At 50.7% G+C, this 20,681-nt stretch carries 16 protein-coding genes and 1 tRNA gene; 12 read left to right on the plus strand and 5 right to left on the minus strand.

The window, feature by feature from the left end:
- From AB4875_RS10970 to AB4875_RS10990, 5 genes are all read right to left on the minus strand, one after another.
- Complete coding sequence (locus AB4875_RS10970; protein ID WP_368376097.1) at positions 1-1,332, minus strand: restriction endonuclease subunit S; 1,332 nt, start codon at positions 1,330-1,332, stop codon at positions 1-3.
- Positions 1,332-3,539 (minus strand): type I restriction-modification system subunit M, encoded by a 2,208-nt coding sequence (locus AB4875_RS10975; RefSeq protein WP_368376098.1) that lies wholly within the window; start codon positions 3,537-3,539, stop codon positions 1,332-1,334. The genes AB4875_RS10970 and AB4875_RS10975 overlap by 1 nt, the downstream gene beginning before the upstream one ends.
- Before the next feature lie 265 nt (positions 3,540-3,804).
- Positions 3,805-3,891 (minus strand) — tRNA-Leu (locus AB4875_RS10980).
- 142 nt (positions 3,892-4,033) lie between these two features.
- Entirely contained in the window at positions 4,034-6,307 is a 2,274-nt protein-coding gene (locus AB4875_RS10985) for a CFI-box-CTERM domain-containing protein (protein ID WP_368376099.1), read from the minus strand.
- A 52-nt stretch (positions 6,308-6,359) separates the two neighbouring features.
- Positions 6,360-6,842: a hypothetical protein gene (locus tag AB4875_RS10990; protein ID WP_368376100.1), complete on the minus strand. Its 483-nt coding sequence runs from the start codon at positions 6,840-6,842 to the stop codon at positions 6,360-6,362.
- Between the two features lie 359 nt (positions 6,843-7,201).
- Here AB4875_RS10990 and AB4875_RS10995 point away from each other — a divergent pair, with 359 nt between their 5' ends.
- From AB4875_RS10995 to hypE, 12 genes are all read left to right on the plus strand, one after another.
- Entirely contained in the window at positions 7,202-7,708 is a 507-nt protein-coding gene (locus AB4875_RS10995) for a response regulator (protein WP_368376101.1), read from the plus strand.
- A gap of 66 nt (positions 7,709-7,774) precedes the next feature.
- On the plus strand, positions 7,775-9,403 hold the full coding sequence (locus tag AB4875_RS11000) for a PAS domain-containing sensor histidine kinase (protein ID WP_368376102.1): 1,629 nt from the start codon (positions 7,775-7,777) through the stop codon (positions 9,401-9,403).
- A 36-nt stretch (positions 9,404-9,439) separates the two neighbouring features.
- Positions 9,440-10,402 (plus strand): NADH-quinone oxidoreductase subunit B family protein, encoded by a 963-nt coding sequence (locus AB4875_RS11005; protein ID WP_368376103.1) that lies wholly within the window; start codon positions 9,440-9,442, stop codon positions 10,400-10,402.
- A 9-nt stretch (positions 10,403-10,411) separates the two neighbouring features.
- Positions 10,412-12,007 carry a nickel-dependent hydrogenase large subunit gene (locus AB4875_RS11010; protein WP_368376104.1) on the plus strand — a complete coding sequence of 532 codons (1,596 nt, stop codon included), beginning with the start codon at positions 10,412-10,414 and terminating at the stop codon, positions 12,005-12,007.
- A 10-nt stretch (positions 12,008-12,017) separates the two neighbouring features.
- Complete coding sequence (locus AB4875_RS11015) at positions 12,018-13,454, plus strand: hydrogenase maturation protease (RefSeq protein ID WP_368376105.1); 1,437 nt, start codon at positions 12,018-12,020, stop codon at positions 13,452-13,454.
- Positions 13,444-14,019 carry a NifU family protein gene (locus tag AB4875_RS11020; RefSeq protein WP_368376106.1) on the plus strand — a complete coding sequence of 192 codons (576 nt, stop codon included), beginning with the start codon at positions 13,444-13,446 and terminating at the stop codon, positions 14,017-14,019. The genes AB4875_RS11015 and AB4875_RS11020 overlap by 11 nt, the downstream gene beginning before the upstream one ends.
- Positions 14,012-15,169 carry an NHL repeat-containing protein gene (locus AB4875_RS11025; RefSeq protein WP_368376107.1) on the plus strand — a complete coding sequence of 386 codons (1,158 nt, stop codon included), beginning with the start codon at positions 14,012-14,014 and terminating at the stop codon, positions 15,167-15,169. Before AB4875_RS11020 ends, AB4875_RS11025 begins: the two co-directional genes overlap by 8 nt.
- A complete protein-coding gene (gene hypF / locus AB4875_RS11030) occupies positions 15,166-17,556 on the plus strand; it encodes a carbamoyltransferase HypF (protein WP_368376108.1) in 2,391 nt (796 codons plus the stop codon). The genes AB4875_RS11025 and hypF overlap by 4 nt, the downstream gene beginning before the upstream one ends.
- Positions 17,547-17,819: a HypC/HybG/HupF family hydrogenase formation chaperone gene (locus tag AB4875_RS11035; RefSeq protein WP_368376109.1), complete on the plus strand. Its 273-nt coding sequence runs from the start codon at positions 17,547-17,549 to the stop codon at positions 17,817-17,819. The genes hypF and AB4875_RS11035 overlap by 10 nt, the downstream gene beginning before the upstream one ends.
- Complete coding sequence (locus AB4875_RS11040; protein ID WP_368376110.1) at positions 17,791-18,492, plus strand: D-sedoheptulose-7-phosphate isomerase; 702 nt, start codon at positions 17,791-17,793, stop codon at positions 18,490-18,492. The genes AB4875_RS11035 and AB4875_RS11040 overlap by 29 nt, the downstream gene beginning before the upstream one ends.
- Positions 18,485-19,630 (plus strand): hydrogenase formation protein HypD, encoded by a 1,146-nt coding sequence (gene hypD / locus AB4875_RS11045; protein WP_368376111.1) that lies wholly within the window; start codon positions 18,485-18,487, stop codon positions 19,628-19,630. The genes AB4875_RS11040 and hypD overlap by 8 nt, the downstream gene beginning before the upstream one ends.
- A complete protein-coding gene (gene hypE, locus AB4875_RS11050) occupies positions 19,623-20,666 on the plus strand; it encodes a hydrogenase expression/formation protein HypE (protein WP_368376112.1) in 1,044 nt (347 codons plus the stop codon). Before hypD ends, hypE begins: the two co-directional genes overlap by 8 nt.
- Positions 20,667-20,681 lie beyond the last annotated feature (15 nt).

Consider the following 20,681-nt stretch of genomic DNA (forward strand, 5'->3'; position numbering starts at 1 on the left):
TCAGTGCACCTCAACCGTGTGGGTGCCGAGAATCATTTTCTCTATATCTAGTTTTCGTTGAGCCAGCTTTTCATTGGCCGCTGCGATGTTTGCCAGAATCTCTTGCCGCCGGTCGGCAAAGTTTTTTTGCACCTCCGTCGGAACTTCGGGAAGCCTGATTTCTGCCAGGTTTGTGTAGTACATTCGCTGCTTCACGCCGCCGACACGGTTGAAGGTCACCAATGCAAGGAAGTAATTCGTTCTCAGCATAAGCGGCATAAAGTCTGGCAGAAAACCGCCTTTCAGCCTCCACACCTGATATTCAGGACTGGTGATCGCATCCGTTTGCACATCAGGCACGATACCGAGCGATCCGACGTTGGCACGTGTGGGGTTGTGAAAGAACCAGTCTTTTTCAATTTTTTTATAAGGTGCGTTGAAATCCTTTCCGGCCTGCATGGAACTCAGAAAAATACCTTCTTTGTTGTTCACCCCATAAATAGGCCATTCTTCTTCCGGCGCATCCCAAGGCCTAACGGTTTCCGTGCATTCCTCCGTGCAATCTCCGAGCCGTATGAAGTCAGGATTGGCCGTGATGAATGCAGCGGCTCGACCGGCTTTGACATCCCATTGCTGAGTGTTCTCGTAATTGGCAAGTAGCACCTTGGAGCGAGTCACCTGACCAAATCCTTTTGTCTGTTTGACGAGCCACGAATGAAGCTCCAAAACCAAAGCCGACAAAGCGGCATCTGCTGCCGCCCGCTCCAGTTCCGCTGCCTCCCAATGGGTCACAATTTTTTGCTGAATTGGCAGCGAAGGGATTGGGACATTTACCCCCTCAAGCTGGGTTGGCTGAATCCGTTTTCGGCCCGATGCCCCACTGATCATCGAATTCAGTAATTTCTTGAACGCAATTGTTCGGAACAGCAGTTTCACGTATCCCGAATCTGTTTTTTGGAAATCGACGGAATAAACAGGAAATTCGGATGTGACGCACATGCACTCAATGTCATCGGGCGCAAGCCCGATCGCTCCGTTACGCACATCAATTTTTGAAAAAACTACATCACCGGGGTAGACACGAAACAGCCGTCCTTTGATGTCCCTTATGCGGACTGGCTCACGCGGCTCAATCGAGCCGTCAAAACGAATGGTCAGCAGGGTAACCACGGATTCTAACGTCAGCGTTTCCAGAGCGGCTTCGTTTCGGCGTCTGAGGATGCTAGCCAACGATTTGATGACCTCATCAGGCCAGTTCCAGTTAACGGCGAACTGAGCTGCAACGCTCCAGGTCTGTAAGCCTAGGAAGCCGACGCTAAAAGCCCGCGGTCTGGTCTGAACCAATTCGCCCATCACTGGGCTCCTTCCGCTACGGCAAAGGCGCCCGGATTGGCTATAAATTCCCGGTACCACTCTAGGCACGTTTTTTCGCAATCGGCGGGCTGCCGGTCATTCGGGTAGAGCTCGTTCTGATCGTCCTCGCCGGTGGCAGAGATGCCGACCTTTTCCGCCTCGTACATGAAAATGGGGTAGTCGAGGCGCTTCTTAAGCAGCTGTCGCGCCTCAGCAGTTTGCCTGACTTCCATTTCCTTCAAATAGCCCTTGAGCTCCATTTGCAGGCCTTTCCGTTGCTCGGTGTCCTTAGCTTGCTTGGCCGCCTCGATTTCGCTTTCCAGCCGCTCCCGCTCCGTTTTGATCTCATCGGCGTAATGAGCCTTAATTTCCGACTCAGCGGCGGCGTAGACCTCGTCAAACTGTTGCTGCTCTTCTTCAGTAAATTTCTGCAAAAAGAGCAACGAGCATTTCACGCTGGCCCCAGAGCTTACAAAGGTCTCCTGTGGCAGGCTGACCACTGCGCGAAGAAAGGCTCTGGCTTCGGTAAACTCGCGCACGTAGGCAAGGGAAGGATTATTGAAAATGCCTTCTGGCAGCACGATCCCGAGGCGACCGCCGGGCATCAGAAGGTCGAGGCAGCGCTCTATGAAGAGCACCTCGGTCTTGATCTTAGCCTTCTTGCTTCTGGGCAGATCAAACAGGCTAGCGATGGGGTTGTTGAGCGCAGCCTTCACCCGGTTTTGTGCCTCACGATATAGCGCCCCGTGCTCGAGCAAATAGCGCTTTTCTGCATCCGGATCAACCTTGATATCTACCTCAAGGACCTTGTCTGTGGGCTCGACATTGGCGCCGAAAGGAGGGTTTGTGAGGATTATATTGAAACGACCTTCGAAGATACCGTTAACATTCAAAAAGCCGTCATGGTGATGAACCCCCCCGTGACCGTCACCGTGCATAATCATGTTCATCTTGCTGGTCCGAGCCATCCGGTCATTGGCATCAGTGCCGTAGATGCAGCGGTTGGAGAGTTTCCAAAGACGCGAACCTTCGCTCTTCTGATCAATTAGCGCCTGAACCTCAGTGAATTTATCTTGGAGCTTTTTGGCCCGCTGCTCTTCGGTGAGAGATTTGACCTTTTCGACATCGGCCTTGAAAGCGTTGTACTCGCGGTCGGCGTCGGCGAGGATCTTTTCCCGCACAATTTCGAACACTCGAATCAGAAAACCGCCTGAGCCGCTGGCCGGGTCGCAGACAATCTCTCCTTCTTTAGGATCGATCATGTGCACCATGAATTCGACAATAGTGCGAGGGGTAAAGAACTGACCAATCTCGCCACGAAAGGTACGGCCGAGAAAACGTTCAAAAGCGACGCCCTTCACGTCCTCATTGGTGTCTGAGAGGTTGTATTTCTCCAACTCTGTGACAATCGCTTCGCCGGTGGCAGGCTTCAAGTTAATGCGCTCATCTTTCTCGAAAATTTTGTCCGCGATGTAAGCCAACTTCGTTTGCTGAAAAAGGCTGTCGAGCGGATTTTCTGCAATCTGGCTTTTCAACACATCAACGGTGAACAAATTTGTCCTGCTGCGTCGAGTGAGTAACGAGCGTTCTACATATACTTTTATGAAGAGTACCTTGGCAATCTCATCAAAGGCTGCTGCGGGATCTTTCTTTTCCCGATTGCGGATAATATTGTGGCACTTGTGCAGCAAGTCGGCGAATTCCTTTTCCTTAAAGGCACGAAGTTTGGATAACAGCTCCTCGATATCCTTTTCAGAAGCGTCGCCGTGGGGAATGTTCTCGATCTCTTCCGTATAGCCCGGCACCTTGTCCTTTTTAACTCGCCAGTATTTAGTCTCCCTTGAGTTGTGAGTAACAAAAAAGGGAGCTCCACAGATACGGGCGTAATTTTCACCCTGATCATAGTCATGTGGTTTGATCGTGACATTATCGGATTTGCATTCTACGATGATGAACGGCGCGTTATCGTCCGCTTTATCTTTAGCGGTGCGCCAGATTGCAAAATCGGCACGAGCGGAAGCCGAACCCCGGCCCGTCAAGTCTATCTCCTCAGCGATCTGATCGAGAGTAAATCCGTATTCATTGATCAGCACAAGCAAGTATTTCTGGCGAACTGTTTCTTCTGGCGTTTCCGCGAGCCATTTGCTGCGCACGGGGCTCCAGATTTTTCGCTTCTTCGTGTCCCTTTTTACTTTTAGTTCCGCCACAATCAAAATTTCCTACTACTATTTATTTTATTACGATATACGAGCTGCTTGTCGACGAGGTCTTGCCTCTAACGCAAAACTTGGCAAAGTTGCATCCTAACGAAAAACCACAATATACGCCGTACTTTTTTGAGAAATAAAAACCAGCACGCTGCATCGACTAAAGTTTCTCGCAAAGCGTCTACATAGCGTCTACACAAAAGTATGAGTAGGACATCCGGGTGGTGTCTCAGGATATAAAATCATCGTAACTACTTGATTTTATTGGTGCCCGGGGCCGGACTTGAACCGGCACAACATTGCTGTCGGGAGATTTTAAGTCTCCTGTGTCTACCGATTTCACCACCCGGGCTAAGGGGTTTGGCGTGAGCCAATTGTGATACGCGGGGTACGATATATACATCGATTCCGCTTTTGCGATAGTGCTAAAAAAGCGTTCGCAGTCTACTTATACTACTTCGAAAAATCAACGGCTTAGAGTAGTTAATTACAGTTTAACTTGTCGCAGCATACACTCGGACTTTATGAAAACGCCGCCGACGCACTGAAAGCAGCAGCCCAGCGGTTAGCAACAAGACTGCCACTAGGGGATATTTTAAACCGTACACCAAGGGACTTAGCCCGACTCGGGTCACAAGGCGCAATGATTCTGACCCCGCGATGTGGTCGGCGATGGGCGGTGAGTAACGATAATATGCCGCAACAAACTGCCGACCCCATTTATGGGGCAGCAATACGTGATCTCTAAAGTCTCGCAGAACCTTTACGTCCGGCGCTAAATAGCTGCCGTAGGCCGCTGTGGCGATAAAGCATGCACCGCCACCACCGCCTCCTCCACCCGAGGACGGCGCTGCGGGTGGCGGCGTTACCGGCGGAGGGTTTGAACCTACTAAGGATGCTAGGGCACTGGCTGCTGCCTCGGCATTAATCAGGCCACTCCCCGTCACCTCATCGGCACCCACTGTGGCGCGAAAACCTTTTATATCTATGGCCGAGGTTTGAGTAGCGCTAATTAATTGCGCGGGCGTGGCACTGGGATACGCTTGTTTTAATAATGCGAATACTGCCGCTGCATTGGGCGCCGCTGCGGAGGTCCCATAAAAATTCAAAAAGTTATCGGGTTCACCATCTTCAGGGGCGGCGACATTTGAACCAAGTACGGTATTATTATTGCCGTCTATCGCGGTGAATTGCGGCGCTGATCGCGTTTGCTGTAAATACTCACCATTGCTGTCAAATTGTAAGACTTGCTCACCACCGCGAGAGCTAAAACTTTCGGGGTCAATTTCTATGCTGTCATAGCCTTCTGGTCTAAATTCAGGAGACTCCCACCAAGCCGCGGCGGCAACCGACGCAATGCCCGCAGCCATTGAGTGCCCCCAAACTGCTGGGCCATTATAGGGATACTCGACACTAGTGACTCGATCACCGGTAAGCAAAATACGGAACTCTAGCGGCACACCAGCTTGCTGGGGAATATCTTCTTGGCTACCAGCAAAGTGCTCAACCGCAATGTAAAACGTCTTGGGAGACGAATCAGACGTCAATGTTAAGACTTCTGATGCGTCACCTCTTGGGCTGCCTGTAATCCCTTGCTCGTCCGTGCTGCGGGCAAAAAAGCTCCCCGAAGCTGGGTTGAGGGCCATCAAGGACTCCGCCGTCGTAGCGTATAGGTCTAGATCGATTTGTGCTCCCCTCGCCGCGTTGACAGAGCTAGAGGGCTGATTCCAACTCAGCACCACGAACACGGTTGAGTTTGCGGGAATGGTTAACTCTAGAAAGGGGTCACTGCCGTTGGAACTCCAATTATGTAAATCATTTCCCGTTGGAAACGGGCTTACCCCCGGCTCATCAAGCGCGGTAACGGAGTCTTTATATACATAGCGATAAGCTTGATCGCCGTCGTTTCCCGCCGCCGATAGATAAGGCTTACCGGCGCTAACGCATTCACTGGCAGCAAGTGCCGGCACGTCATCTTGGTAAACGCTCTCATTAAGAAAGAGAATATCATCGACCACAATGTCTGCCCTGCCCGACGCGCATAGTTTGCGAATACCATCGGCCATCTCGGCGCGACTCTGCCCAGCAGCGTGAAAAATCAGTGATGATCCCGGCGCCACATCGTAAATCAGCTCGGCCATGGCGGCGCCTTCGTCGGTGCCGTCAGCAACATCGTCTCTTAATATAGTGATGGTGTTGGGTAAATCGCCGCCGTCCTGTTGCCGACTACCCTGCAAGGTTCCAGAGGCAAACTTAGCGGGTGTGGTATTACCGTCGCGAACGACTGCCGTTTGGGCAAAGCTATCAGACATTACCCCAATGGTTTGTCCGCTGCCATTGACACCCAAGGTAGTGGCCGCCACATCAGCGCGCATTGCTTTGGCCGCGCGACTGGTAACCGAGCCGACTCTGACTAAGGGTGGCAATAAATAGCGTATCTCGCGGATATTAGGATTTTCTGAGAGGGACACTAAATCTGCGCCCCCGCCGATTAATGCGGTTGCGCGACTGCCGTCGTCAGAGAGGAAGCGCAAGCTAATGCCCTCCTCCGCTAAAAACCGGCTCAAGCCCTCTGCAGTGTGCAAAAACAGCTCCACCGGCACGCCAGCGGCAGCATCACGGCCAATTGAACGACTTTGTGCTAGCTCTGCAGTGTCCGCCTTAATCAAACCCTCTCCTTTTTCGATTAAGGTTTGCAGGCGACTGTCTAATTTAGCGGCGACATTTCCATTTTCTCGGGCAGCTCGCTTTAGATTTGGCTCTGCCATCACTAAATTTGCACTGCAAACCATAAGAGATGAACATAAATACACTGCTATCTTATTGTTGAAGCTCATCAAAAACCTTTAGGGTTAGATCCATCTTTGGCGCTGAGCGACTTACCGACACCGCGCTAACACCCTGAATTTTAGATAATCCGGCCAACTGCTCGGCACTCCTTGCCCATACAAATATTCGCTGATTAGCCGCATTTATATAATCTACGGTATAGCCCGCTTCAAGGATTTTTTCTACCACGCGATCTGTGGTTTCTTGCCAGTAACGCACATCCAACAAGAGCCCGCTATCACCATCATGGTAATAAACACCTGCCTCCAACTCATGCTGCCACCCAGCAGCATCTAAGTTTAAAAACCTATCTAAGGGCGACTGATATAGAGCACGCACAATCATCGCAGACTCTTGAGCAAGCGATTGGCGGCCGGATTCCTGATTGCTGCAGGCAAATAATAGTCCTCCGAAAGCGACAGCGATCAAGACTAAATCGATCACTGCAGCTAGGTATTTCCTAAATTGACTCATATCACCTCGCAAGACATGGGCATAACACCACCCATTGCCAGCTTAGCGGCTAATAGACCGGAACAAACTAAGGGATATACCTAGTGGACTTAAGTAACAACACAGACAGGGGCAGTCGTGTAAAAGCGAGCAAGGCCAAGAAGATAAATGAGAGCATGGGAAATGACGCTTTTGATAACCGGAAAATATGCTCTGCGAGGTGCTAATTTGTACCGGTGTCAGAGCAAAAGAAGCGGCAAAACAGCATATCGCATATATAGTTAAGTGATAGCCCTTATTGCTGCTCGTAAGTGTTAATGGCTTGATACGCAAAATAAGATTTATTCAAAGATCATGGCTTGTTATGTGGGAATCATTAAATGACGGCTGAATCGGATACCGACCTTCTAGAGTTTTTAGATGAACATGAGCAATACGAAGATGACTCCAGCGCGAGCTCAGCGTCTTGGCAAATACTTGTCGTTGATGATGATTTAGATATACATCATGTGACTAATCTCATACTAGATAAACAGACTGTACTTGGACGCCCGCTCCACATTGTTCATGCATTTACTGGTGAAGAAGCACGGGAGCTGCTCGCAGCTAGCCCAGACTTCCCCGTTATACTTCTCGATGTGGTGATGGAAACCGAAGATGCTGGATTAGTACTAGCGTCGTATATTCGAGATACTCAAAAGAACTCCCGCACACATATCATTTTGCGTTCAGGGCATCCCGTGTCTATTTCAGAGTTAGAAGCAGAGCGGAATTATGGGTGTAATCACTACGAACAAAAAAATAGCGTCACTGCACAAAGATTAATTATGATGGTAGAACGGGGCTTGAAAGACTACATCAGCAAGTCAAAAACGGGATTAGCTTAATGAATATAAACGCCACGACTATGCCAGCATGCCTCCCAATCACCGCATGAATTAGCCCCTAATTCAATGACTCGTACGGAAGCTGATCATTACTTTTTCTCTGAATTTAACGCCATTCTTCAGAGTGCTAGCAGCGCTATTGTCAGTGTCGATCTTAGTGGCAACATCCTCCGCTGGAGTATTGGCGCCGAACGTATTTTCGGCTACAACGAAGAGGAAGCCCTAGGATCAAACTGGGGCCGCCTAGCGCCGGTACATTGCGCAAGTGAACTAAAAAAGTCCCTAGACAAAGTCCTTCGAGGACGAACTGTGCCAGTTATGCAGTCACAAAGGCTGCGTAAAGATGGCACCATTATTGACGTTGAGTATTCAATATTTCCTGTTCACTCACATGACGATGGCGTGTTAATTGGCGCGACCACCATCACCACAGATATCACCGCCAGAAAAAGTACTGAACAGGCCCTATACATCTCCGCCGGACAAATTCAGACCATTGTTCAAACCGTATTGGATGGCATCATAACCATCGATAAGGTCGGCACAATCGAATCTATCAATCCTGCTGCTGAAAATATTTTCCAGTATCGTGCCCACGAACTCATTGGCTGTAATGTAAAAGTATTAATGCCTGAACCCTATCGCAGCGAGCACGACGGCTACCTGCAACATTTCGCCGATACTGGCGAGGCCAAAGTAATTGGTATCGGTCGCGAAGTTCTGGGACAAAGGAAAGACGGCAGTGTTTTCCCCATGTCATTAGCTGTTAATCAAATGCTATCCAGCAACAGCGCCGCTTACGTGGGTGTTATTTCCGACATTACCGAGACCAAGGAGCGCGAGAAGCAATTAAAAGAGCAGATCGATAAAACCCAAAGTAGCAATACCGAGCTTGAAAAAGCCATTCAGCAGCTCCGCGACACGCAGGAACGACTGGTGCAATCGGAAAAAATGGCGTCCTTGGGGTCGCTTGTCGCTGGTTTAGCTCACGAGATAAACACCCCTATAGGTGTCGGCGTAACAGCCGCCTCGTATCTATCCAGCAGCACTTCCGAGCTGTCAAAATCGCTGGCAGAAAACACCCTAAAGAGATCCGAATTAAATCAGTTCGTCATTTCCCTTAATGATACCGCCAACCTGATATCCAAAAACTTGGACCGAGCTGCTACTTTGATCACCAGTTTTAAACATGTGGCTGTAGACCAAACCAATGATGACGATCGAGAAATTGATCTACACGATTACTTGCAAGAAATTCTTACCAGTTTTCAGCCCCAACTGAAAAAGCACAGGGTCACGGTGGAGCTAAGCTGCCCTGTCGGCATAGTCTTCGTCACTAACCCAGGATCCCTGTATCAAGTGCTCAGTAATTTAATGATGAACAGCACCCTACATGGCTACGACGAAGGCGAGCAGGGTGAGATTTTTATCACTGCAAAAACAATAGACGAGCAAATAGAAATAATCGTCCGCGACACCGGAAAAGGTATACCTGCCGAAAACCTACCAAAATTGTTTGACCCATTCTTCACTACCAGTCGACATAAGGGTGGGACTGGCCTAGGCTTACATATAAGTTTTAACCTTGTCACTCAATCACTTGGAGGATTTATTCACGTAGAGAGTCAGCCCGGTGAAGGCACGCAGTTTGTGATAACTATACCACTATCAAATAATCACTCTGCACCCAAGTAAACCTCAAAATAAAAAGTGCAATGACTGAGGTAAATAATGGCTAATCTTTTATGGCTGCAAGGCGGGGCCTGTTCCGGCAATACCATGTCGTTTCTCAATGCCGAGGAACCCAGTGTCTGCGACTTAGTCACTGACTTTGGCATCAATATACTTTGGCATCCGTCGCTTAGTGAAGAAATTGGCTCTGCCGTCACCGACAAAATTAAGGCCTGCATCAATGGCGAAATTAAACTAGATATTTTTGTGTTTGAAGGCACCGTTATCAATGGCCCTGATGGCAGCGGTGAATGGAATCGCTTTGGCGGTCGCCCGATGAAGGACTGGGTCAATGATTTAGCTGATGTAGCTAGTTATGTAGTCGCCGTCGGAGACTGTGCAAGCTGGGGCGGCATTCCAGCAACAGCACCAAACCCCACTGACTCGGAAGGCTTACAGTTCCTTAAAAAACGTCCAGGAGGCGCTCTAGGCACAGATTACCGCAGTAAAGCGGGTCTACCAGTGATCAATATACCCGGCTGCCCTGCCCACCCTGACTGGATAAGCCAAATTCTGGTGGCCATAGCCACCGGTCGTGCCAGTGAAATCACTCTCGATGATCTTCAGCGGCCGAAAACCTTTTTTACTAGTTTCACCCAGACCGGATGCACCCGTAATATGCACTTTTCTTACAAAGTGGCGGCCACCGAGTTTGGTCAACGTAAAGGCTGTTTATTTTACGACTTGGGCTGCCGAGGACCAATGACGCGGTCGTCCTGCAACCGTATTTTGTGGAATCGTCAGGCGTCCAAAACACGGGTTGGTATGCCCTGCTTGGGCTGCACTGAACCGGAATTTCCGTTTTTTGATTTAGCGCCGGGAACGGTCTTTAAAAGCCAGACAGTAATGGGTTTCCCCAAGGATTTACCAACGGGCCTCGACAAAGTCGGTTATATGAAATTGACGGCGGCAGCCAAGCAAGCTGCGCCGCAGTGGGCCGAAGACGATATATTTACTGTATAAGGGCAACTCATGAGTGAAGTGAAACGCCTTGATATCTCTCCGGTTGGCCGGGTAGAGGGCGATTTAGATATTCGGGTGGATATAAAAAACGGCGTGGTCGTGGATGCTTGGACTACCGCCGAGCTATTCCGGGGTTTTGAGGTCATCTTAAAAGACAAAGATCCGCAGGCAGGGCTTATTGTGACACCCAGAGCCTGCGGTATTTGCGGCGCGTCACACCTGACTTGTGCCGCGTGGGCGTTAGATACAGCCTGGCAAACCAAGGTGCCCCGCAACGCCATTTTGGCACGTAACTTGGGCCAGATAGCCGAAAGCTTGCAAAGCTTTGTCCGCCATCATTACGGCTTATTTCAAATAGATTTTACCAACATAAAGTATAAGAACAGCCCTTTTTACGAGGAAGCAGTGGCACGCTGGGCGATTTATAGGGGTCGGAATTACGAGCGCGGCATAGCCATATCAGGCCGTCCTGTAGAGATATATGCCTTATTTGGCGGACAGTGGCCGCATTCCAGTTATATGGTGCCCGGGGGCGTTATGTGCGCCCCAACCTTGACTGATGTAACGCGAGCAAGAGCCATCTTGGAGTATTTCCGCACAGAGTGGCTTGAGCCAATTTGGTTGGGCTGCAGCCTAGAGAGATACAGCCAGATTCGCAGTTACGATGATTTTCAAGCGTGGCTGGATGAATCCCCTAAACACGCCAATTCTGACCTCGGCCTCTACTGGCGAATGGGTATGGATATTGGCCTCAACACCTATGGTCGCGGGCCGGATAAATTCATGAGCTGGGGCTATCTGCCCCATGAAGATCACTATCAAAACCCCACTATCGAGGGCCGCGCCGCAGCAATGCGAATGCAAAGCGGTATTTACGACTTCAGCACTAATACCCATTCGGAAATGGATCAGGCTGCCGTGCGGGAAAATACAAGTCGAGCTTGGTATCAGGAAGGTGATGATGACGTTCATCCCTATGATCGCGACACCACACCAGCTCCGAAAAACACCATCAATCACGATGAAAAATATTCCTGGAGCACCGCGGTACTTCACAATGACTTTGGCCGTTTGGAAACAGGCGCCCTGGCGAGAAACCTGGTTGCCGCGAAAAAAGGTCAAGATTGGCAGGTTCAAGACCCCCTGATTCTCGACATGATGAAAAACATGAAGGGCTCCAATCTGCTGCTCAGGCACTTTGCCCGAATGCATGACCTGACCAAGCTTTACAATCAAGCCCAGTACTGCCTCAGAGAATTTCGTTTAAATGATGAATGGTATATCAAGCCCAAGGAGCAAGATGGTCGTGGTTTTGGTGCCACCGAAGCCGCCCGTGGCGCCCTCGCTCATTGGATTGAAGTGAAAAAAGGCAAAATACACAACTATCAAATTATCGCCCCGACCACTTGGAATATTGGCCCCCGCGATGGTCGCGGTCATCGCGGCCCATTGGAAGAAGCACTGATTGGCGCACCGATCGCGAATTCTCTCGATCCCGTTGAAGTCGGTCACGTGGCTCGCTCTTTTGACTCTTGCATGGTTTGTACCGTACATGCCCATGATGCCGATTCCGGCAGCGAACTGGCTCGGTTTCAAATTCCTTAGAGGCAAAGCAATGCAGACAATTATTGGCTGTGGCAATAGTAACCGAGGTGACGATGGTGTCGGCCCCTATATTGCCCAACAATTAAAACAGCGCCTAAGCAGCTACCAGCTCAGCGAGGTGCAAGTATTTGATGCCGGCACCGGTGGCATGGATGTCATGTTTAAAGCCCGTGGCAGCAATTCATTATTGATTATTGACGCGGCGAGCAGCGGGAGTGCGCCGGGCAGCGTATTTGAGCTGGCAGACACTGACTTGCATATCAGCACTGATCCGGTGACCAATATGCACGATTTCCGCTGGCAACATGCCCTGTACACTGGACGGCAGATTTTTGCGGAATCCTTTCCCAAAGACGTTAAGGTGATTCTGATTGAAGCCGGCGAACTTGGCCTTGCAGTGGAATTGAGTCCGCCAGTTCAGCAAGCTGCCAACTTACTGATTGAACAACTGTTCCAGCGCTTTGTGGGCGACGCTCAGACCACTCAAAGCCGAGCGCGCATTTCCCATGATATGGCCCAGCGCATGGCTGAAGAAGCCGATGCCAGCGCCGAGGAAAAAGCCGCCATGCTCGCCGAAGTCGCGGCGGGCCTGCAAAGTCAGGCGCAAAGCGCCGACGATCTACAATGTGGCATTAGCTTGTTGCGCTGCGCCATCTCTCTGGACGATTTACCTGATGAAACCTCTGCAACATTGCAGGTACAGCTGGCCGTGGCATTATCTCAGCTGCCGGGAGAAAGCAGCGAACCCTTACATGAGGCTTATCTACTGCTCGAAAACGCCATAGGTATTTTGACTTTAGACGAAGAGCGCGCCGGCGCCGAAATGCAGCAAGGCCTTGTGGTGCAAGCCCTTGCTGCCAGCGGCGCAATGGATGGGCGAATTGCTGCAACATATTATCAACGCGCACTGCGTGTCTTTGATAGTGTTCGCCACCCCGCCGAATACGCCATCATCCACAATAATTTGGCGACTCTATGGCTATCCATGCCTAGGGACAGCGGTCAGCATCGGCTTTATGAGTCGCTGGCCGTGCAAGCTTTTGAAACCGCCTTAGCAAATATCGACGCCAAGCAACATCCCGCTGAATATGCCATGCTGCAAAATAATCTTGGTAATGCACTGCAATACAGCGACAGCGGCGAAGCGCTGGCCAATAAACTGCGGGCCCTGGATGCCTATGATCTGGCTCTGGAATTACGACGTGACTCTCCCCTGCTCCAAGCCAACACACTGGCTAACCGCGCCAACTGTCTGCGTGATTTACCCGATGATATAAGCGAGGCAAACAGTGGCCAAGTAGCTAATATTCAGCGCGCCCTCGCCGACGCCACACTTGCCCAAAAATTATTTAGACATCAAGGTGAACACAGCAAGGCGCAGATGATGGATGAATTAATTGCCGAATTGCACGCACAAAGTGAGGGGGCTACTGCCGGTGTCAGCTGAACTCCAACTCAATAGTGACAATGTCGAGAGCGACGAACTTGCATTGAAAATCGATACGCTGCTTGCTGATATTGAGCAGTGGGACGCCGAGCCGCGCAGCAAGGCGCTTGAATTGAAATCGGCTATCGAAGCGTTTCATAGCAGTGCTTTGCGGAACTTAATTAAATCATTATCCCAGCAGCCTAGCGCTAAGAACGCACTTAGAAGTGCTATCCAAGACCCCTTAGTCTACGGCATGTTGCGCCGACACAACTTGGTCAAACCGTCGCTGCAAGAACAAGTTCTCAACGCTTTGGATATTGTTAGGCCAGAGTTACAGCAGCACGGTGGCGACGTAGAACTTGTGTCTATTTCATCCTCAAGCGAGGTCACTATACGCCTGACCGGAGCCTGCGATGGCTGTGGCTCTTCGCAAATCACCCTAGAACAAGGGGTAAAAAAGACCTTGCGCGAACACTGCGGGTGGATCAAAGATATTTATCTCGAGCAAAAACCAAAACCCACAGACGATGTTCAGACCATTCAAATTATAAGTCCCTTTGAAACGAGTTCGCACAGTGAATAGCGCCGCTCACATTAATAGCGAAATCGATAACAAAAGTATTTGTTGCGACGATCCCCAGCGCATTTTCGGTGGAGAGTTAAACGCATTGGGCCTGCCCTCGCCTATCCGCAGCGATCGCAGCTCTCTCTTTGCGCCTAGGGGACTTTGCCGACATCCAAGTGACGGCTCGCTCTGGCTGAGCGATACCGGCCACCACCGGGTGTTGGGATGGCAGCACCCCGAATCAGGTCAAACCGACGCCGATATTGTCCTTGGACAAGATCAAGGAGAGTCACGCAATCGCGGTAGCGAGGCCAGCGCCAATACATTAAATGTGCCCTGCGGCATCTGCGCCCACGGCGCGGGAATTGCAGTTGCCGACAGCTGGAATCACCGAGTATTAATTTGGCTAACGCTACCAACAGAACAGCAAGCACCAGATATTGTTTTGGGGCAGCGCGATTTCAACAGTGCGCTGGCGAATCGCGGCGAAAACCATGCCGAGGCAAACACCTTGTATTGGCCCTCTGGTGTATTGAGTGATGGTGAGCGGCTATATATTGCCGACACGGGCAATCGACGCGTCTTAATTTGGGACACCAAACCCAGTGCCAATGGTCAGCCCGCCGATCGTATTCTGGGGCAGAGTAATTTTCAATGCCGCGATGAAAATGGCGGCGCCACAGCCAGTGCTGGCAGTATGCGCTGGCCGCATGCCTTGTGTTTTTGGCAGCACAGACTTTGTGTTGCCGATGCCGGCAACAATCGGGTCTTGGTCTATAACAGCCGGCTACCTGAATCTCATGCGCAAAGTCAGTGGATTCTCGGCCAGACTGACAGTGTCAACAGTCTTCACAACGGCGGCGCTATGGGGGCCAGCGCCAAAAGTATGAGCATGCCCTATGGAATCAGCAGCTATGGCCACTGGTTAATTGTCGCTGACACGGCCAATTCGCGCCTATTGGCCTGGCATGACGGTCACCTAGAATCTGGCGCTGCTGCCAAAGCCCTGCTAGGGCAAATTGATTTTACCCACTGTGGCGACAACGCTTGGCTTGAGGTGAATAAACACAGTCTTTGCTGGCCCTATGGGATAGACGTTTACCAGAATCAAATCGCCATTGCCGACACCGGCAATAGCCGCGTTATTTTACGGCAGCTAGCCTTATGAACTCCCCCGCGGCACTGTCAAAAACTCAAGCCCTCGCCGGCGAATGTATTCGCCTCAGCGGCCTGGTTCAAGGCGTAGGAATGCGGCCGAGTATTTATCGTCTAGCCACCGAATTACAATTACGCGGCGATGTTGCCAATTGTGGCGCTGATGTCTTGATTCAGATCTGGGCTCCAGCACCCGTTCTTGAACTTTTTTTGGAGACCTTGTTTAGCCATCTGCCTCCGGGTTCACGGATAGATCAGTGTGAACGGCAAGCATTAGTCGGCCACCCACCCAATAAATTCCTAATACAGGATTCGCGCCCGCGATCCAATTCAGGTGAAGTTCATCGCAGCGGTATCATTCCCGATCGCGCTATTTGCGAGCAATGTATTGCCGAGTTATTCCAAAGCGATAACCGCCGCTATCATCACCCCTTTAGCAATTGCACTAGCTGCGGACCGCGCTTTAGTATTCTCAAAGCTCAAACTTGGGAACGCAGCAATACGTCTATGCAGAGTTTCCCGCTGTGCAGCGACTGCCAGTTGGAATTTAATTCGCCACTTGATCGCCGCTTTCAAGCGCACGCCACCGCTTGTCCAAAATGCGGGCCGACGCTGCGTTATCGTCAAAACACAGTAGATCATCAGAGTGATGTCATTGCCCTTGCCGCTGCGGATATTCTTGCCGGAAAAATCGTCGCCATTCAGGGCCAGGGTTGCTTTCAGTTGGCCTGCCACGCTCGCAATGAAGCAGCCATTGCACGACTGCGTAAACTTAAACAGCGAGCGCAAAAACCTTTTGCCCTCATGGTGGAAAGTCCAACAGACATAGATCCGTATGCCTATTATTCAGCCGCCGAACAACAGTTGTTAGAGTCACCCGCGGCACCCATTGTGCTGTTAAAAACAAAAATGGACTTGCTTGCTAGTGAAATTGCTCCAGGGCTGCAAGATCTTGGCTTTATGCTAGCCAACACCGCCCTGCACCATCTCATACTGACAGTGATAAAGGGGCCAATTGTACTCACCAGCGCCAACACATCCGCACAGCCACCCCTTTATAAGCTAGACCAAGCATTGCAAGTACTGGACAGTCTTTGCGACGGAATCGTATTTCACGACCGCGCCATTACTCATCGTCTGGACGACTCAGTCGCACAGTTAGTCAATGACGTGCCCCGCCTGTTGCGCCGGGCAAGAGGCTATGTTCCAGCAGCCACCGCACTGCCACCAGGTTTTGAACAATGCCCGCCGACACTGGCTTTTGGCGGGCATTATAAAAGCAGCTTATGCCTGCTCAGTGACCGCCATGCGGTATTGTCGGCTTGGATTGGGGATCTAAACAGTCCAGCCCAATGTGAAGATTATCAACAGCAGTTAATAGATTTCTCCGCCATGAATCACTTTAAGCCAGAACTACTTACCTGCGATCAGCACCCGGATTATTTCAGCAGTACTCAGGCGGCTGAACTTGCCAGTGAGACGGGTATGAAGCTAGAGCCGGTTTGGCACCACCATGCCCACGCGGCAGCCTGCCTAGCTGAAAATGGCCGCGCATTGCAGAGTCAGCCAGTGCTTGCGGTGGTATTCGACGGCAACGGCCTCGGTCCTGATGGGACAATTTGGGGTGGGGAATTTTTATTGGTGGATTACCAAAGGTTTCAGCGCCTCGGGCACATTACCCAATTTCCATTGCTGGGTGGAGAGTCAGCAGCCCAACAACCTTGGCGCAGTTTATTGGCTCAATTACATACCAGCTTGTCTTGGTCGTCACTTGTTGATGAATTTTCGGACTTAGCCATAATTAAATTATTAGCGGCCAAACCGATTAGAACACTAGAAGGTATGATGACAAGCCATACTAATTCGCCCCTCTGCTCATCCGTTGGACGACTGTTCGACGCGGTGGCCGCCGCACTGGAAATTTGCTTTGAAAAACTAAGTTATGAGGGTGAGGCGGCAATGAAGCTTCAAGCCCTTGCCCAACAAAGTATTGATCAGGGTAGTTATCCTATTGCGGTGGTAGACAGCATCGATGGCTCACAACTGGCGTTCAGCACAATGTGGCAAGCGCTCCTAAACGATTTGCTCAAAGGTGCCGCACACACTGATATCGCGCGGCGTTTTCATAATGGGCTTGCCAATGCAATTTCGGCAATGGCGGCTCAACTGTTTCAGCAGACGACTGACTGGCAGGAACCTACTGTGGCCCTCAGTGGCGGCGTATTTCAAAATGCCCTATTGCTAAAACTGACCATTAAAAGTTTGGAAGCGCGGGGCTTTACTGTATTAAGCCATAGCCTCATCCCCGCTAATGATAGCGGTCTGGCTTTTGGTCAGGCGGTAGTGACCGCAGCCCGGTCACTAACAGCAAACACAGGAATGAATGATTTATGTGCTTAGGGATTCCCGGCAAAATTATCGCTATCCATAACGCCGAAAATCGGCTGGGTACAGTGGATGTCAATGGCGTCCAGCGAGTCGTTAATCTGGCTTGCATAGTGAATGAACAACACCCTATAGAAAGCTGTGTTGGCGACTGGGTGCTGGTACATGTGGGTTTTGCCATGGCACGGATCAATGAACAGGAGGCCAGCTTGACACTAGATCTGCTAAAGAGTCTGGGTGAGCTAGGTAATGGAGAAAAAGTGGGAAGCGATGACTGAGCAACACGACACATTGGGCTTGTTATATCCGCATTTGAGCTTGACCTCAGCGCAAGATCAGAATGCTGCCTCACGCAACACCGGCTTGCTCGAAGGCATACTGGCCAAGGCCAAAGCCAGCGAGAAAGTGCAGCAAACTTTTTTTGCCGAAAATTCTCATGCCCTACTCACTATGTCCAGCGCCCTGGCCAAAGTATTTGCCGCCGGAGACAAACTTTTGTGCATGGGTAATGGTGGATCAAGCTGCGACGCCAATCACCTAGCTGTTGAGTTTAACCACCCAGTCACCACTGGGCGTCCAGCCTTGCCCGCCATTAATCTCAGTGCCGATACCGCGATGCTAACGGCGATTGGCAATGATGTTGGTTTTGAACAAGTTTTTATCAGACCTCTTATTTCACTTGCTAGAAAAGGCGATGCCTTGTTTGGTATTTCAAGCAGCGGCAATTCTAAAAACATGAGCAAAGCCTTTGCCCAAGCTAAAGAAATGGGTGTTAACACCTTTGCCCTACTCGGCGGTGATGGGGGAAACATTGCCCGCAGCGGTGATGTTGATCACTGTTTGATTGTCAAAAGTGACAGCGTGCATCGCATTCAAGAATGCCATGTCCTCAGCTACCATATTCTGTGGGAGTTGGTGCACAGCCAATTAACAGGAAAGCCGAATGCCTAATGACGCCATGAAATATGTCGATGAATTTCGCGATCCGCAGCTTGCGAAACGGCTGCTGGCCGAGATTTCAGCCATGCTGCCATCATTAATGACAGGCCGTCAGCGGCCATTGCAAATCATGGAAGTGTGCGGGGGGCATACCCACAGTATTTTTCGCTTTGGTCTCAATGACCTTCTCCCGCCTGAAATTGAATTTGTTCACGGCCCCGGCTGCCCAGTCTGCGTATTGCCTATGGGCCGCATCGATGACTGTCTGGCCATCGCTAACAACAGCAATGTAATTATCGCCAGCTTTGGTGACGCTATGCGAGTACCGGGGTCAGCTCAAAGCCTGTTGCAAGCACGGGCCCTTGGCGCGGACATTCGCATGGTCTACTCCCCTGCCGACGCACTTGAATTAGCACGCAAAAACCCGCACAAAGAAGTGGTGTTTTTTGCACTGGGATTTGAAACCACCATGCCCGGTACCGCGTTTACGGTATTGAATGCGGCACGAGAAAAAATTGCCAATTTCTCAGTGTTTTGCAATCACATCACTATCGTCTCTACTATCAAAGCGATCCTAGATTCCCCTGATATGCGCCTAGATGGCTTTCTCGGCCCCGGTCATGTCAGCATGATTATTGGCACTAAAGTCTTTGATTTTATCCCCCAAGACTATCGCCTGCCCTTTGTGGTGGCAGGTTTTGAACCCCTGGATATTCTGCAATCCATTTATATGGTTTTACTGCAACTACAGAGCAAACAGCCCCATGTGGAGAACCAATATTCACGGGTGGTGCAATCCGGTGGCAGTGCTCAGGCGCTGTCAGCTATCGGCGAGGTTTTTCGGCTCAGAGATATGTTTGAGTGGCGTGGTCTTGGCTCAATCAATCACTCGGCGGTCATGCTGGCGCCTGAGTTTACTAAATTTGATGCCGAACAGCGTTTTAGTGTGCCAAATATCAGCATTGCAGATCCAAAGTCCTGTCAGTGCGGAGAGGTGCTAAAGGGTGTGATAAAACCCATGGAGTGCAAAGTTTTTGGCAATCCATGCACGCCCGAATCACCGTTGGGCGCACTTATGGTGTCCTCCGAGGGGGCCTGTGCCGCCTATTACAATTACGGAAAGCAGCGTATGGGGGCCAAGCGTGTCTAAATCGCCAATACGCCCTTTGGGTGACACCATAAACCTCTCCCACGGCAGCGGCGGCCGTGACATGCATCGGCTATTAGAGCAGCTGATTTTACCCACTCTATGTTCCGGCCCTATCGATGATGGCGATGCCGCCAGTATTGCCATGGCGGAACTCATCAACCAAGGTGATCGCCTAGCCTTCACTACAGACTCCTATACCATTACCCCGCTGGTCTTTCCCGGCGGTGATATCGGCTCCTTGGCAGTCAATGGCACAGTCAATGATTTGGCTATGTCTGGCGCGATACCGCGATACTTAAGCTGCGCACTGATTATTGAAGAAGGATTTTCAATCAAGGCCTTGAGCAGTATTTTGCAATCCATGCGCACCGCTGCTGACCAAGCGAATATTCGAATTATTGCCGGCGATACTAAGGTCGTCCATCGAGGTGCAGCCGATGGTTTATTTATCAATACCGCCGGTATTGGCGTGATTCCTAGCAAGCGCCAATTGGGCCGCGAACATATTCGCAACGACGACATAGTTATCGTCAGTGGTTTTATTGGCGATCACGGCGCTGCCGTGCTAGCCGCCCGCGACGAATTGCAATTGGCTATCCCGGTTGACAGTGATTGCCAGCCCCTGCATGTTTTGACCGAAGCACTGCTTAGCGTCTGCCCCAATACACGCATTATGCGCGATGCCACCCGTGGCGGCGTGGCCAGCGTACTAAATGAATTAATTGCGGATTCTTCTTTTGGCATACAAATCATGGAAACTTTGATCCCAGTCAGGCCGGTGGTTCGCGGTGCCTGTGAAATACTTGGCTTGGATCCCCTCTACCTTGCCAATGAAGGCACGATGGTCGCGATTATTCCTGAACAGGATGAACAGCCCGCCCTGGCGGCAATGCAGGCTCAAGCAGCGGGCGTCCACGCCAGACGAATTGGCAAGGTAACGGACCATTATCCGGGACTGGTGTCGCTACTGACCCAAATGGGTGGCGAGCGTTTGATCGACATACCTAGTGGCGAGCTACTGCCGCGAATTTGTTAAAGAAGATAGAAACGC

This window comes from Zhongshania sp. R06B22 (assembly GCF_040892595.1).
Classification (GTDB): Bacteria; Pseudomonadota; Gammaproteobacteria; order Pseudomonadales; family Spongiibacteraceae; genus Spongiibacter; species Spongiibacter arctica.

Excerpts from the sequence above, each read along its gene's own strand:
- AB4875_RS11000 (WP_368376102.1), top strand. The coding sequence starts at position 7,775 with ATGACTCGTACGGAAGCTGATCATTACTTTTTCTCTGAATTTAACGCC.
- AB4875_RS11005 (WP_368376103.1), top strand. The coding sequence starts at position 9,440 with ATGGCTAATCTTTTATGGCTGCAAGGCGGGGCCTGTTCCGGCAATACC.
- AB4875_RS10985 (WP_368376099.1), bottom strand. The coding sequence starts at position 6,307 with ATGGCAGAGCCAAATCTAAAGCGAGCTGCCCGAGAAAATGGAAATGTC.
- AB4875_RS11010 (WP_368376104.1), top strand. The coding sequence starts at position 10,412 with ATGAGTGAAGTGAAACGCCTTGATATCTCTCCGGTTGGCCGGGTAGAG.
- AB4875_RS10970 (WP_368376097.1), bottom strand. The coding sequence starts at position 1,332 with ATGGGCGAATTGGTTCAGACCAGACCGCGGGCTTTTAGCGTCGGCTTC.
- hypF (WP_368376108.1), top strand. The coding sequence starts at position 15,166 with ATGAACTCCCCCGCGGCACTGTCAAAAACTCAAGCCCTCGCCGGCGAA.
- AB4875_RS10990 (WP_368376100.1), bottom strand. The coding sequence starts at position 6,842 with ATGAGTCAATTTAGGAAATACCTAGCTGCAGTGATCGATTTAGTCTTG.
- AB4875_RS11035 (WP_368376109.1), top strand. The coding sequence starts at position 17,547 with ATGTGCTTAGGGATTCCCGGCAAAATTATCGCTATCCATAACGCCGAA.
- AB4875_RS10995 (WP_368376101.1), top strand. The coding sequence starts at position 7,202 with ATGACGGCTGAATCGGATACCGACCTTCTAGAGTTTTTAGATGAACAT.
- hypD (WP_368376111.1), top strand. The coding sequence starts at position 18,485 with ATGCCTAATGACGCCATGAAATATGTCGATGAATTTCGCGATCCGCAG.
- AB4875_RS11015 (WP_368376105.1), top strand. The coding sequence starts at position 12,018 with ATGCAGACAATTATTGGCTGTGGCAATAGTAACCGAGGTGACGATGGT.
- AB4875_RS11040 (WP_368376110.1), top strand. The coding sequence starts at position 17,791 with ATGGAGAAAAAGTGGGAAGCGATGACTGAGCAACACGACACATTGGGC.